The 13,984-nt window shown below is 35.3% G+C and carries 13 protein-coding genes; 2 read left to right on the top strand and 11 right to left on the bottom strand.

Going from position 1 to position 13,984, the window contains the following annotated elements:
- The 4 genes from EAH81_RS27070 to EAH81_RS27055 form a co-directional block, all read right to left on the bottom strand.
- On the bottom strand, window positions 1-616 hold a 616-nt coding region (locus tag EAH81_RS27070; protein ID WP_140512096.1), incomplete at its 3' end, for a hypothetical protein.
- A gap of 571 nt (window positions 617-1,187) precedes the next feature.
- The gene (locus tag EAH81_RS27065) at window positions 1,188-1,895 is read right to left on the bottom strand and encodes a DUF4262 domain-containing protein (protein WP_140512095.1); all 708 of its coding nucleotides are present in this window, start codon (window positions 1,893-1,895) and stop codon (window positions 1,188-1,190) included.
- Between the two features lie 11 nt (window positions 1,896-1,906).
- On the bottom strand, window positions 1,907-2,446 hold the full coding sequence (locus EAH81_RS27060) for an HNH endonuclease signature motif containing protein (protein WP_140512094.1): 540 nt from the start codon (window positions 2,444-2,446) through the stop codon (window positions 1,907-1,909).
- Between the two features lie 496 nt (window positions 2,447-2,942).
- Entirely contained in the window at window positions 2,943-3,206 is a 264-nt protein-coding gene (locus EAH81_RS27055; protein ID WP_140512093.1) for a helix-turn-helix domain-containing protein, read from the bottom strand.
- Between the two features lie 112 nt (window positions 3,207-3,318).
- Here EAH81_RS27055 and EAH81_RS27050 point away from each other — a divergent pair, with 112 nt between their 5' ends.
- Entirely contained in the window at window positions 3,319-3,690 is a 372-nt protein-coding gene (locus EAH81_RS27050; RefSeq protein ID WP_140512092.1) for a hypothetical protein, read from the top strand.
- A 42-nt stretch (window positions 3,691-3,732) separates the two neighbouring features.
- Here the strand turns inward: EAH81_RS27050 and EAH81_RS27045 are convergent, their stop codons facing one another.
- The 5 genes from EAH81_RS27045 to EAH81_RS27025 all read right to left on the bottom strand — a co-directional run bounded on the left by EAH81_RS27045 (window position 3,733) and on the right by EAH81_RS27025 (window position 8,730).
- The gene (locus EAH81_RS27045) at window positions 3,733-4,599 is read right to left on the bottom strand and encodes a tyrosine-type recombinase/integrase (RefSeq protein WP_140512091.1); all 867 of its coding nucleotides are present in this window, start codon (window positions 4,597-4,599) and stop codon (window positions 3,733-3,735) included.
- Between the two features lie 12 nt (window positions 4,600-4,611).
- Window positions 4,612-5,529, bottom strand: coding sequence for a tyrosine-type recombinase/integrase (locus EAH81_RS27040; RefSeq protein WP_140512090.1), 918 nt, complete (start codon window positions 5,527-5,529; stop codon window positions 4,612-4,614).
- Between the two features lie 110 nt (window positions 5,530-5,639).
- Window positions 5,640-7,319 carry a hypothetical protein gene (locus tag EAH81_RS27035; RefSeq protein WP_140512089.1) on the bottom strand — a complete coding sequence of 560 codons (1,680 nt, stop codon included), beginning with the start codon at window positions 7,317-7,319 and terminating at the stop codon, window positions 5,640-5,642.
- A gap of 4 nt (window positions 7,320-7,323) precedes the next feature.
- Window positions 7,324-7,887, bottom strand: coding sequence for a hypothetical protein (locus EAH81_RS27030; protein ID WP_140512088.1), 564 nt, complete (start codon window positions 7,885-7,887; stop codon window positions 7,324-7,326).
- Between the two features lie 447 nt (window positions 7,888-8,334).
- A complete protein-coding gene (locus EAH81_RS27025; protein WP_241676669.1) occupies window positions 8,335-8,730 on the bottom strand; it encodes a tyrosine-type recombinase/integrase in 396 nt (131 codons plus the stop codon).
- Between the two features lie 1,126 nt (window positions 8,731-9,856).
- On the opposite strand from EAH81_RS27025, the gene EAH81_RS27020 reads away from it, so the two are divergent.
- On the top strand, window positions 9,857-11,488 hold the full coding sequence (locus EAH81_RS27020; RefSeq protein WP_140512087.1) for a hypothetical protein: 1,632 nt from the start codon (window positions 9,857-9,859) through the stop codon (window positions 11,486-11,488).
- Between the two features lie 225 nt (window positions 11,489-11,713).
- Here EAH81_RS27020 and EAH81_RS27015 read toward each other — a convergent pair whose 3' ends face one another.
- Together EAH81_RS27015 and EAH81_RS27010 are read right to left on the bottom strand one after the other, a co-directional pair.
- Window positions 11,714-12,109 (bottom strand): hypothetical protein, encoded by a 396-nt coding sequence (locus EAH81_RS27015; protein ID WP_140512086.1) that lies wholly within the window; start codon window positions 12,107-12,109, stop codon window positions 11,714-11,716.
- 5 nt (window positions 12,110-12,114) lie between these two features.
- Window positions 12,115-13,984, bottom strand: a 1,870-nt coding sequence (locus tag EAH81_RS27010; protein ID WP_140512085.1) for an RHS repeat domain-containing protein, incomplete at its 5' end; no start/stop codon positions are given.

Below are 13,984 nucleotides of genomic sequence, written 5' to 3'. Positions count from 1 at the left end.
TATTATTGATAAAATCCCAGTCCTCACCGTTTAGACCAGCTTTGGACATGTAGAACAATCCTGCTTTATAACGGTCGTAAATGCTTACATCAACTCTATCATAATTAAAATGCTCCTGAATATCACTTATAATCTTCTCGTGGAGCTTTTTATCTTCAATATGTACAACAAAGTGATTATGAAAACCTTTTCTATTTGTGAACGGTTCCGTTGTAAAAAACATTCTCAATTCAGTAGAATCCTGATATTTTTCATTCAGATAATCATAAAGTCCATGCATCTGCTTAAAACAGCTCATTTTCTGACGGTCTGCTTTATAGGCAACCGTGAAGAAAAAGCTCCAGTCCATCTGCCAAAACGTATGTTGAAAACTCTCTTTATCTGCTAAACAGTCTATGAGGTTCCTCATGGATTTATTTTCTTGTCTCAGGATTTTATTCTCATCAAACATGATTTCAGAATCAAAATATCTTGCGTGGTCTACTGGGAACATTCTCTTTCCACTGCTTAGTTTAGTTTCTATAAATAAATCTTCATTCTTTTTATAGAATCTGTAGATTGTACTTTTGCTTGATTTTGTACTGATTATAAATTTCTTTAAATTTTCATATTTCATTATATAGTTGATTAGTATCTCATTATTGTTTAGATACAGGAACTCCATACAAGGGGGTTAATCAAGCATCTTTACAATAAATACTATCAAACTTTCAAAAGTGTAGCCTTTTGGCACTTTTTTTTTGAAAAATATTTTTTTGATTAGGAAAATAAGTGTTCCAAAATGAGACTGTGTTTTATCTGAGTCAAGAATTAAGAGAATTTTCGTTTATCACATCGAGTATATTGACTGTAATATGTGTACAATTTGTAGTACGGGGAAGTAACTTGAAGACTTAAATCAGGGAATTTAGTATTGAAATAGCCGATACAGGAGAGAGAGGGTTCGTAAATTCTGATTATGTTTGTTTCGGGAACTTGGGAACAAATACGTGCTAATCTTAAGCTTTGATGTTCCATATATAAGTTATAAAACCAAAAGCCACTCCGTAATGAAGTGGCTTTTTTGATTTTGGACAAACCGAAGGTTGTTTTAATTTTTATGCGATATTACTATAAATCTTTGATAATCTGTAAATTTTGGATGGAATAAATGACCACCAACACATCTGATACATTACCTTAAAACTCTACCAGTTTTGCCATTCTGAATCTTTATTGTCTCTCCACAAACCTTCACCTACAGCTAAATTTACAATAGGTTGTAATGTATTATCAATTCCTAAGATTGTTCCCAATGAAACTATTCTTATATCTTCTTCTTTTACATCTGGTCCTGGTTGTGAAAACATTTCCCATACATGTTCTTCCCRTCTAGTAAGTTCAGTTATTGTTTTACCTTGTAGAGAATCAATATCAGTAATTATATAAGAATTCTTAGGAACATTGATATTCCAATCTAAATCTAACCATTTCCAAATTGGGTCATCTGTTATTTTAACTTCTGACATTAATGGTGTATCCATTGTTCTATTTACGGAAATAATCTGATAAGCTGTAATTTCATCTAAATTATAATAATCATACACACCTATCATCAGTTTTTTACTCCAAGATGAATCCACTTTACTTAAATAATAAACATTATTTTCAGATAGTTTGAATTCGGATTCAATCTTATGTCCTGATTTCAACTGATTATATATAAACCTAAATATTGATTCGTTATCTTTTACAGAAGTAAATCCTCCAGCGATAACTAGTTCAAAACCCAATTTTTCAGTCAGTCCAATAGAATAAGAAAACTCTGGATGTTGTCCTCCATTTACAAGTGTAAGATGGTAATCATTTTCATGAATGTTATTCTTAATAGTACTTAAAAACTCGCTTCTTGTCATTATTTTTCTTTTTAATCTTTACTATGCAAATAAACGTGGCAATCTTTACAAACTGGAACTGATTCTTTTCCACCATCTGCATGTCTGTCAGGGTAATGGTGCGATTCTGTATCTTCTGCTTTTGTTTCATTACCACAGTTCGCACACTTATTGTCATTTTCTTCTCTTTCTTTTGCTTTTCCCTTCGCTGTCTTAACTCTTTGTTTATCTCTATCAGCAGGAGCAACAGTACCTTTTCCTCTAGCAGATTTTTCAAGGTTTCCTGCAGTACCTCTTGCTGTTGGCTCAGCAGTAGCAGGTTTAGCATTGTCAACAGCTTTTTCCATTGCATTTTTTGGAACTAAGTCAGTCTTAACATCAGAACCACTCGATACGGCTTCTGCAAGCTTACTAACAAAATCGCCAACAAAATTACCAACTGTTTCCCAAATACTAATTCTAGGTACAGCTTCTACAGTCATACCTTCTAACGCAACACTCATTTCAGGTGCAACACTTTCTACTGGTGCAAACTCTACTTCTACAGTACTTATACTTATAAGGTTCTGCAAAGTTTCTATAATGTAGTAAGAACGTCCTTTTCTCTATATCCTAGCGATTCAAATGTAATATTTTTCATTTATAAAAAATAATCATTACGGTTTATTTCGGTTGAAATAAGCTGTTATTGCTTGAAATGCTTTACTGATAAACAAAGCTCCGACTAATTGGATTAGACATTTAGTAGCTTTTCTTGCTCTTTCTGGAAATGCCATAAACATTGAGGTTATTATCAGAATAAAACCTAAAAAAAATGTAAAATTATTCATAGCGTTGATTTTATTATCGTTTGCAAATTGAAAAATGATTCTATCATTGAAGGTTGAAACATTCAACTTTCTTTTGCGAAGGTAATTTTAGGGTCTAAAATAAAATAGGACAGTAAATTTTGATAGATACTAAAACAAAAAACTCTAAATCAAACAGTTATGACTTAGAGTTTTATTGTAATTTTTAAAGTTCCCAGTATTGGCGGGGGATACAAATAGGACAGTTTTATAATTTTTTTTAGCTTTTTATCTTTGATTTTGGCAGGTCAATTCCTTTAAAAAACTCTTCAAGACTAATTTCCAGCACTCTACAAATTTTAATAAGTGTCTTCAACTCAAAATTAGCTCCAGTTTCTAATCTCCAGTAAGCAGAACGGCTCATTTCCAAAGCAAATGCAATATGCTCATAATTGGAAAATCCTTTTGCTTTTCTCAGTTCTTTAAGTCTCAATGCAATTGCATTAAGTTCTTCTATATTGTTTGTTTGGGTAGAATCTTTCATACTCCAAATCTCAATATTTTGTCTTTTTTGTGGTACTCTATAATTTAGTACACTATAAAATAGAATTTTTAATATATTTGCCTGAATTTAAAATCAACTAAAAACTACAAAAATGAATAAACCGTTAACAATTCTTGTTAGAATATTTTTGGTAGGTGTAACGCTTCTTTGCCTAGGAGCCTATATGCTTAGCAGGCACTATGACAGAGAGTGGGACAAAGACCATCCGAAAACAAAAAGCATGGATGAGCTAAAAACGTGGGCGCAAACAGCGATAGTTCAGAAATATTGTGAACAATATGCATTTGCAAAATCATTCAGCAATGAAACAAAACGAGAAAAAGAACTCTATTATGTGGAGAGCACCCAAGCAATATATGTACCGCAGGTTGTTCGAAATGTAATAGAAGATAACGATTTACCAGACAGTTATGTTGACGAGCTGCGTTCTTATGTTGATGCTGAAATTGACAAATGCAAATAACATTAATATCGATTAAAGAGGGATTTTTCCCTCTTTTTTTATTCAAATCGGAAAGTATTTATTTATCAGTTCACGCTGTTGCAGGCTGTCCGCTTTGATATACTTCTCTGTGGTTCCAGGCCATTTATGTCCTGCGAGTTCCTGAACGTGTTCCAAAAGCAGTTTTTTCTCATTGAGCCAGTTGCAGATAACACTCATTCGGATAGTTCTGGGGTTGAGGTTCTTATCTGGAAACAAGGGCTTTAACGGTTCAATCATTGCATGGATACTGTTAACTGTAATAGGCTTGCCCAGTTTGCCTATAATCAGTTTATCTGTTGCAGTTCTTAGCATTTTGGGTCTGACTTCATTGATATATTTGGAAAACAGCAATATTTGTTTGGCTAACAATGATAATTTGCGTCTGTTCAAATTACTGGATGCTTTGATATAAATTGTTCCTGCGTCCAAATCAATGTCCTGAACATTCAGCTTTATGATTTCGTCACTGGTTAAACCTTGGTAAATCAGCAGATTCAAAAGAACGTTGTTTCTGGTGTCCAAATTCTCGTATCGATTCTCACGGGTCAAAAGCAATTGAAGTTCTTCTGAGCTGAACAAATCCTGAACCTGAACTGCCTGATTGCTGTTAACCTTGATATTGAGCTTCCTGCACGGATGGTCTTCTCTGTAACCGCTCATAACAAGAAAATCGTAGTATTTCTTGATAGCCGAGAGGATAACGACCCGATATTTAGCATTGGGCTGTTGCTTTCTAATTTCTTCCATGTACTCTACGATATTCCTGTATTTGTATCGTTTGGCTTTTGGGTTCAGCTTTAAAAAGTGATTAATGGCAAATAAATAAGTCTTTACGGTCTCTTTGCTCTGCTCTTGAAGCAGGTAGTTTTCAATTGTCAGTTTAGTCATAGGCTGGTTTAATTAAAAAGTGGTAACTGGTTTTCTTCTCTTGTTTTTAACGGCATAGATATAAGTTGTATTGATTCCTGAGTGACCTAAAAATCCACGTATAAAATCTATTCCTGCGTTCTTTTCCATTAAGTGATTGGCAATGCTGTGTCTGAGGCAGTGAAGCGTTATCTCTTTCTGTATAAGCTGATAATCATTGGTTTGCTCAATCATTTTCTTTAACGTATTGTTGAGGTATTCGCCATTCATCGGTTTTCCGTTATCGTGGATAAAAAGTGCATCCTGTATTAAATCTTTGCTTATTACTTTATGGTAACGTTCTTCGGTTATGTATTTTCTGAGATATTCCACGACCATATTACTCATAGGAACCTCACGCCTTTTGCTTCCTTTTCCGTTCCTGACAATTAAAATACCTTTTGATAACTCTATATCCCTTACATTCAGAGCTGTAATCTCTGACCTTCGAAGTCCGCATCCATAAGCAACTGATAACAAAGCCCGCTGTAAATCACTTACGCAATGCTGGTATATATTTTTGATTTCATCAACGCTCAGGGCATTTCGGGCTTTTCCGTTTTCTCCTGAATAACTTGGAATATAGTATGCGTTTTCAATATGTCTGTTCTCCAGCAGATTCAAAACAAAGAGCCCTAAAGCAAAAAGATGAAATTTTATGGTCTTTCCTGCCAGTGTTCCGTTTCCTCGGTGTTTGGGTCTTTTTATCAGATATTCAAAATAGCTTACTGATTCTTTACTTGTTACGGTTTTGATAGCAGTAATTCCAGATGCTTCCAGCCAGATAAGGAATTCCGATACGGCATTCTGGTACATTGTGCCTTTTCCCTGTTTATAATTCTTCACTTTTACATAGCTGTCAAACTCATTTAAAAGATTTTGAAATGCTGGGGTCTCTATTGTTTTTTTCATCTTTTCTCTGGTTTTAGAATCATCATTTACAAATGTTCCTTAGGCGCACTGGGCAAAACTTTGAACACTGGCGTTATATCAATTGTAATTACAGGGCTTCACGTGTTCTTTTAACTGATTTTCAACTGGTCTAACTGACTTCCCATGTCTGTTTTTATCTTGGCTTTGAGCTTTTCCATATTGTCCCAATAACTCACTACGTACTTAAATCCTTTGTTTGCGGAACCTTCAACAGCTTGTATGTATTCCAGTTCCTGCAGGGTCTGCATGTATTTGAAAGCAGATGTTTTACTGATATTGAGCTCTTGCCTTATCTCACGGGTAGTGAATCGGTATGTTGTTCCGTTTGGCTGGCTTCTGACAAATCCTTTGAGATTTTCAAAAAACTGTCTGGTACTTTTATCGAGTTCATCTACTTTGATGATGATGGAACTAAAGAATATCTCAACGGCTTTTCTCACATCTTCTTCGGTAGCGATGAGTCTTCCTTTATCGTCTTTTTTTCGTTGATACTGGTTTAAAATGGCTATCTGGGATACAAAGTTTTGAAACTGGCTGTTTAATCTTCGGAGCATTTTAGCCTCCAGCGGGAGCATGAGCTTATCGGCAAAAGGATTGACCACTTCATAACTCTTTAAAACTCTCATACAATTTCTAAGGAGCTGTTTTGCCTGCTGTTCGCTTTCTGTACTACTGTGACCAGTGTTTTTAAGGTTCTGCGCCTTGATAATGCGAAGCGTCTGCTCCAGACTCTCATCTACTCCCAAGATTACCGAACGGCTCATATTGTCATAATAGACCTCTGCTCTTGTAGTGGCGATAAGACTGGCAAAATGTGACTGCACCGTTTTCATCTTTCCTCTGGTATTGCCTTGCATATCCTTAACCACCGTTGAACTGGTCAAAAACCTAGCTGTCTGCATTTCTCTGAATGCAAATTGCGCTTCATCATCCAATCCGTCAAAATCCTGAACAATGATAAGCTTGTTCATCAGTTCTTTATCTCTGTAATGATAAAGTGATTTGCTGGTAATTCTGGTCATGTTCATTACGTCTTCCTGTGGCATGCAGTCTGCTATTGCGTTGATGAGGTGTGACTTGCCTTCTCCTGAACTTCCCTGTACGAGTCCATGCATCAGATACGGCATTTTGTAGCTGGATGCCAGTACAAACAATAGAAGCCTGTTGTCTTCTTCTCCAACAATTCCGCTTTGTCCGAGCAGTTTATCTACACGCTCTAAAACACGGGGCTTAGAAAGGAATTCTATCGCTTTTTCATGCGCTTGGGGCGTAAGTTCCTTTTCTGAAAATTGGTCGGTTACGGGGTTCATTTCAGCGTTGAAGATGTTTTCTCTATAATCTTCCAACAGGTCTGTGAACTGCTTCAAATCAGCTTCCAGCAAATTACCGTCAAAACCTTGTTTCTCGCTGAGTTCCCTGCATTGGTTCTCAACACTGGTAAAATCAAACAGGTCTATTTTCACTCGATGTTTTTTCTGGCTCTCCTTTTCAACAATCTGTAATGAAACTCTAAGGTTCCCCAAATCCATTGGCAGGCTTCCAATGGCATAAAATATTCCTGTTTTTCCTTTATAGCTGATTTTGTAATCGTTATGAATTTCAAGTGACTGGACTGCTTTTTCTGCTTCTGGATTCTGTAAAAGCTCCAGAATTCCATCGGTTCCGTAGTTTATCCACATATCATTCATGCTGTGACCCTCTGGGAGCTGAATCATGCTTACGGGCAGTTCTGGTCTTATATTTTGTATTTGTGTTCTTATATTTTGCATGTGCTTAACGTTTAATGATTATTATTTCTTCCAATTCGTGCAGGGTTTTAATAGCTTCCAGATGCTGGGGCAATAACGCTCCGTTGTGCAGTGCAATCACGGCATCCCTATTCTCCAGTGCTTTGGACTGAATCAGGCTTGCACAGTCAATAACTGTCGGAGCGATATAGAGCCGTTTGGTTAAAGCATTGGGATAAGCTGGATAAATGCCTTCGCTGTTGAGGTATTCTTCTTTTAGAGTTTCGAGCTTGATGCGTAAAGCAAAATAATTTACAATCTCGTTGTTCTGACTCAACAATGGAAAAATCAGTCCGTATCTTCCAAAAACGGTATAGGCTGTCAGGTCTTCCTTTCTTACACCCGCATCGCTCTTTTTAAGCACTCCCAAAGCTTCAAATTCATCTTTGGATTCTTGGGTTTCTCTATGATGAAACTGTCCTGAATTAAAGCCTATTCTCAGTTCCGCATAATCTAGTCCTATCTTATTCAGATAGTCTTTAGGCTTGGTCGCTTTTACGCTTCTGATACCAGTTTCAAAAGACTTGAACAGCGATTCTAAGTTTTGCATAAGCTTTAAGTTTTTAGGGTTTAACACGTAATTTTTGGGCACAAGAATCCTGCTTCGGGTATTGCACCGAACCTGTAATCTGAAATATAAATTTGATTTTTGAGCAAGTTGTTCAGCTTTACAACTCGCTCTTTTTCCATTCTTTAGCTATTAGAATGGCGAAATTTTCCTTGCAAGAATCTTTTCCTTTTAGATTTCTTTTACAAAGGTAGAGAAATTAAACACAACTCAAAAATGCGTAAAAACTTACAATTATTGAATTAATAATCCCATATAGATTTATATGAATATAAAAACTTAATGTACTGAAAATCAAAATATTATATATTTTATATAGATTTATATGGTTTTAATTTTGACGCTTTTGAATATTTCTTAAAAAAAATCATTAAAATCAATGAAATTTTTACGAATAATTTTTTGGCTATATACTCAAATATAGGTTACTTATCTCCTGTTCCCTTTGCTGTTCACATATTGGATACTGAATGGCTTATCGCCAAATCGGTTCACAAACATCAAGTCATTTTCATTGGCTTGGAGCTGAACAAACAAACGGTTCAGGATAATCTGTAATTCTGGGTTGATGGTTATTTTGCGGGTCTTCTTGGTTTTCTTCTCGATAATCGTGAAATAATCCTGATTCAAAACTTGATTCCAACGAAGTTGAAGCAGGTCTGAAATCCTCAGACCAATGTAAGAACCCGTTGCAATAAGTAGCGCAAATTTCAAATCATTATCACGCTCCAGTTTCAAAACGATAGTCTGCATCTTGTCCCACTCTAAAAAATCACTCGTTGTCTTTTGTCCTTTTAATGCCATTTTGCTTGATTTAAGTTTCACTTTTCTACCTTAATATATATAACTGAATGCTGTTGATTTCTCTTTACATGTAAACCATTGATTTTATTGGGTTTACAGAGTTACTTTCAGGTTTAGTAGAAAGTGAAACAAATGTCCAGGTCTATTTTGGATTAAACAAGAAAAATCCTGGTTTTCCTGGGCTCACAGACTTTTTGAATTTGAGGAGCACAAAAAAAACGAGGTTTTAGCCTCGTTCTTTGGATTGTATTAATCGTGAAAACTCTTCAAGTTCCTTATTCGTGAAATTGCCAGCTTTGAATGATAGCGGGTATCTGACATTTTGGGTCTTAAGTACTTGTTTTAGTTGGGATAGGGTGATTACTAGTCTCATGGTCTCTTTAGTATAAATATCGTTCAAAATCCATTTGGAGATTTTTTATCAAAAATTTTTTTCCGTTTTTCCCTCAGAAATTTTTTCTGAATTTTGATAGCGCAGTTTACGGACATATCCATCGCTACGGGTATCAATGTGTACCTATTGGCGAAAACAGGGCGGGTAACTGAACCCTTTAAAATCAAGAACTTGCAGGGGATACGGAGGGAAGGGCGTGTCGTTGAAGGATATTTTACCCATTGGTAACTTTTCCAATGCTTACGTGCTCGTGTTGTTCAGTTTGGAACGGTTATAGCAGTGTTTTAGGAACATAAAGAGTTGATAGTACACAAGTATAGTACTATAGTAATCTATTAGTAAATTACTCTATTTATATATTACTTTATCTATTTCTTTATTTATTTATCTATTTCTTTCTATCTATCTCTTAATCTCTATATCATATATGTTACTTAATATATTATAGAATAATATCTATATAATACCAGTAATAATAAGGGATACAAGGATATTGTGCTATAAAGGAGTATGCGCAGTTTGCGCTATTGAAAATGTGGAACACCAAATTAATATCAACTATTTTATAAAATTAGGTATCCAAAACTCTTGACTAAATTTTTGATTTGAAGTATATTTATGAAAAGTAATAATTGAGAGTACAACTCATTAAAACCTTGGTTGCTGGGAGTCATGCCCCAGCTTCTCTTACCAAGCCAATCTAAGAGACAATAATCCATCCAAGTGATGGAAAGAGAATAAGAGAATATCACAATGAACCTTAAAAATGAAAATTACATTGCCTTTACTGGCGATACTGGAGACTTTGAATTGCTCCAAAACGATTACAAGCTGTCAGAATCAGCACTGCGTTTCCCAAACGTAAATTCTATCCTAATCCCAAAGAAAGCCCAGTACAACCTGCGAAAATACGTTTCTAAAGCAATGCTTAAAGCTGTTGACCCTAATATTGATACAGCTGTAGAAAAGTGTCTGGTGTTCCTTTCTAATCTGGCAAGCACCTACTATACAGATTCCAAATGGAAACCGCTTAATTCAGTTTTACTGCATGAGCAAAGCCGAAATACGGACAATACCTTTATATATACCAAGATAATCGAGGTGCTTACTGCTGGAACGAGCAAAGGAGCGTTCATTGAAGTTGATGGAAGCTATCAGGCTGGCGTGCAGTCCAAAAAGTTCCGATTGACCGAGATTTATCTAAAAGCGGGTTTGGTCGAGCACTTCATCAACGATACAGGAATTATCCGTACCAGAAATAAGATGTATTATAAGCAGTGGTGCGAAGCCATGCAAAATCCAATCTGCTCGAACCTCATTGCAATGTATCCAAAGATTGATTTGCCAACCAGCGAAGAACTGCTTATTATTGGCAAGCAATTGGTCAAAGACGGTCGCTGTACCAAAAAAGGCAAAATCCTGACCATGCGCAACAAGCATGTAAATGAGTATTGGATAGATGCTGATAACAGGAGCTTTGTTGAGGATAACATCAAACTCTTTGAGTTCCTTACTTCTCGTGGCTTTATGATTCCCAGTGCAGGCGATATGTACAGCGGTGGTCGTGTTGTGGATAGCTTCACGCTGATGCCTGCTTGGATACGGGAGCAGATTACCGTTGATGGCAAAAAGCTTGTAGAATGCGACTATAGCGCACTGCATCCCAATATTGCCATCAAGCTGTATAATGGTTCGCTCACTTACCTCACACACGTATTAGTGGCGGAAAAGACAGGCATTGACCTAAAAAAAGTCAAGGTTGGGCACTTAAGTTTTTTCAATATGAAATGGGATGACATGAGAAAATCTCCGCTATTTGACTTCTATTTCAAAAATGAGGCTGATATGCTGACAAGAATCTATCACGACAAAAACGAGCATGGTCACAAGATTACCTCTCAAAAGATGTTTGGCGTGGAAGTGAGTGTTATGAGCGATGTAATCACTGATTTGAGCGCTAAAGGCATTTCTGTGCTATACGTTTATGATGCTTTACTTTGTGAAGGTAAGGACAATGCTTTGGTAGTTGAGACCATGAACCGCATTATATTAGAGTATGGTGTTAAGACCAATGTTAAGGTTGATGCATTGACATTGCAAACTGATGCTAATTTGGTTGAAATGATACCAGAAACCCTAGCGGTGGAATTACCAAAATATGCGCTGGATGAAATTGTAAGCTTGTATGAAATATTACCACTATTATCGTTTGACGTTGAAGATATTTTGAAAATTATTTCTGATATTGATAATTCCAACATAGAAATGGCTGAGCTTGTCAATTATTTTAATAAACAGAATACTCAACAAAAATATAATGATTATGATGGTGTGCAAATAACAGCATTAACAATTTTAAAATTAAAAAATTTGACAGAACCTTAAAAGTAAATATCCGTTGATCCTGCGGAGCAGGATTAACGAATATTTGTTATAAAAGAGTAGAATATTTTCAAATTTCATCAACACATCTGATGGATTACCTAAAATGTAGCAACTCTAAAAACCAAAAGCCACTCCGTAATGAAGTGGCTTTTTTGATTCTCTTTGAAGATACAGATTACAAATCAACACTATGACCTATCGTTACACATATACGAGTAGGGTGATTTAATTTAAAAGACATTTTTCTAAATCATTTATAAACTCTTTAACATCAAAAGTTTTCATCTTTTTGTCATCAAGGATTACTTTTGATTGACTTAAAAATTCGTGCTTTAATATTTTGACTCTTTCTTCCGTATTTGACTTGAAGAAAGGTTCAAATTCAATTTTTATCTCATATTCGATTGCTGGCTCTGTTCTGTATATTTTCAAAGGTCTTACCATAAAAAAAGGCTCAAATCCTTTGGATACACAAATAAAACTAGAATAAATTTTTTGTGTTTTAGCATCATATTTCTTTTCAGCAAAATATTTATTTAAAGTATTCTTTAAATCATCAACTATTATTGTGTCTTCAAAGCTAAATTCTCTCGAAAACTGTGTTCCTATACTAAATTCCATAATTTTTATCTAAATATTTTATTTCCAGGTGGCAAACTTCCATGTGACATTGCATGTGCATATATCATAATTTTTTCTTGCACTTTTATTTCAACTTGATTTCCAAAAAATATAGGAAACATTTTTACTCCACCTGGCACCATCTTATCAAGTGCTGATTGAGAATATCTTGTACCTGTTGTTTCTCCATATTTCCATATATCCCCTGCGTTCAAAGATACTTTGTTTCCTCGAACATCAAGATATTCCCCTGACTGATTAACTCTTAATTCATAGGTAAAACCAGAAGGTTTCATTGTTTTATCTAAAATTTTCTTAATTTCATATGCTTGTTTAGCAACTAATACTCTATTGTCGTAAAGCCATACACCTGATGCTACACCATATCCGACTGGTATTAAAACATCATCTAAAGCTCCAACTCCCGTTACGTCATCAGCGGCTAAAGCAACTGCAAATACACTAGCTGATTTAAATGCTCTATTATTGACCTTTTGTCCCTTAGCAGGAGGGTCAATTCCTTCCGTTGCATTTTCATCTGTCTTTTTATTTTCTTTCTTTTCACTTCCATCAGTGTTTAATCCTTGATTAGCCATGGCAGATTCAAAAGAACCACTTGCGTATTGTCCAGTTTGAAAATTATAATCACTCATTCCATCAGGGTCACTAAAAAAGACAGGATTATCTAAGGCATAAGCATATGGACTAAATTTCCTCGAAATCTCAGCTAATGGGTCAATATTCATCCAACGACCAAGTGCAGGGTCGTAATTTCTAAAACCATAATCGTACATTCCAAGCCCCAGCTCGTCTTGAAGCTCCTTGTCATTGTACTTATATTTATTATTGCTTGGTGGCAAACTAATGTAGCTAATAACATGTTCTAAACCAAAAGGATAATAATTATTTTCGTCAATAATTTCAAGAACATTACTACTATTTTTAGTATAATTTGCTCGCACATTTCCTAAATGATCCTTGTATTGAAATACATACGAAAGATTCCCACTTGTATTTTTAACATACCCTTCTGCTGTTGGGAAAAACTCTAAATTAGTACCTACATACTGAAATCCTCCTAAATAATCTGTAGTTACTGTAGGTTTACCAGTTTCAATTACAATTTTTTGTAATTTTTGCCCTGCTGCGTTGTAAATATACTCAATGTTGCCTTTTGTTCCAAACGTAATTTTCCGAGGTAAATTAAGATGATTATAACTAATAGTAGTAATGCCTTTATTGTCATCTCTTATCAAGTTTCCGTTTAAGTCATAATTGTAGTCATCAGCAGTATCATTAGTACCATTGCTATCATCCATAAACCCTCCGGGTATGTTGGTAGCATCAGTTACTTTCATAAGCTGATTAGAGTCTGTCTTATAGAAATACCCTAAATTATCTAAATCTCCAACATAAGGACTAAGCGATGTACCAGTTCTATACTTACGCTGTAACTTGATAATATTTCCGTTCTTATCATAATCCATACTCTCACCAAAATAATTCTGGTTATCCGCTAGTAACGGAGCTTGGTAAGAAGCATTTTTCAAGCGGTTCAATTGATCATACTGATATCCATAACCCCGACTGATATTTGGTCCATCAAGACCTGAACTCCAAAAAGTTTCAGCAATGTTTCCATTATAAAGCGCCTTTGCGAAATTCGCATCTCCTTCTACTTTATTATAATTGATTTTAAAAGCAAATAAATCTCTTGGATCTGACCCTTGTTGCAAATTGGCTGTTTTATTAATCTCTGTGAGCCAGCCTCTAATATTGTAATTATAATCTATTTTTTGTAATCCTACGGCTCCGGTTACATCATTACCCCCCACTGTTTTACTTGTCAATTGCCCTAAATTGTCGTACTTATTG

The sequence above is a fragment of the Flavobacterium pectinovorum genome, from assembly GCF_006438875.1.
GTDB classification, from domain to species: domain Bacteria; phylum Bacteroidota; class Bacteroidia; order Flavobacteriales; family Flavobacteriaceae; genus Flavobacterium; species Flavobacterium pectinovorum_A.
This window is presented reverse-complemented; position numbering and strand designations above follow the sequence as displayed.

Excerpts from the sequence above, each read along its gene's own strand:
- EAH81_RS27055 (WP_140512093.1), bottom strand. The coding sequence starts at position 3,206 with ATGAAAGATTCTACCCAAACAAACAATATAGAAGAACTTAATGCAATT.
- EAH81_RS27050 (WP_140512092.1), top strand. The coding sequence starts at position 3,319 with ATGAATAAACCGTTAACAATTCTTGTTAGAATATTTTTGGTAGGTGTA.
- EAH81_RS27045 (WP_140512091.1), bottom strand. The coding sequence starts at position 4,599 with ATGACTAAACTGACAATTGAAAACTACCTGCTTCAAGAGCAGAGCAAA.
- EAH81_RS27040 (WP_140512090.1), bottom strand. The coding sequence starts at position 5,529 with ATGAAAAAAACAATAGAGACCCCAGCATTTCAAAATCTTTTAAATGAG.
- EAH81_RS27035 (WP_140512089.1), bottom strand. The coding sequence starts at position 7,319 with ATGCAAAATATAAGAACACAAATACAAAATATAAGACCAGAACTGCCC.
- EAH81_RS27030 (WP_140512088.1), bottom strand. The coding sequence starts at position 7,887 with ATGCAAAACTTAGAATCGCTGTTCAAGTCTTTTGAAACTGGTATCAGA.
- EAH81_RS27020 (WP_140512087.1), top strand. The coding sequence starts at position 9,857 with ATGAACCTTAAAAATGAAAATTACATTGCCTTTACTGGCGATACTGGA.
- EAH81_RS27015 (WP_140512086.1), bottom strand. The coding sequence starts at position 12,109 with ATGGAATTTAGTATAGGAACACAGTTTTCGAGAGAATTTAGCTTTGAA.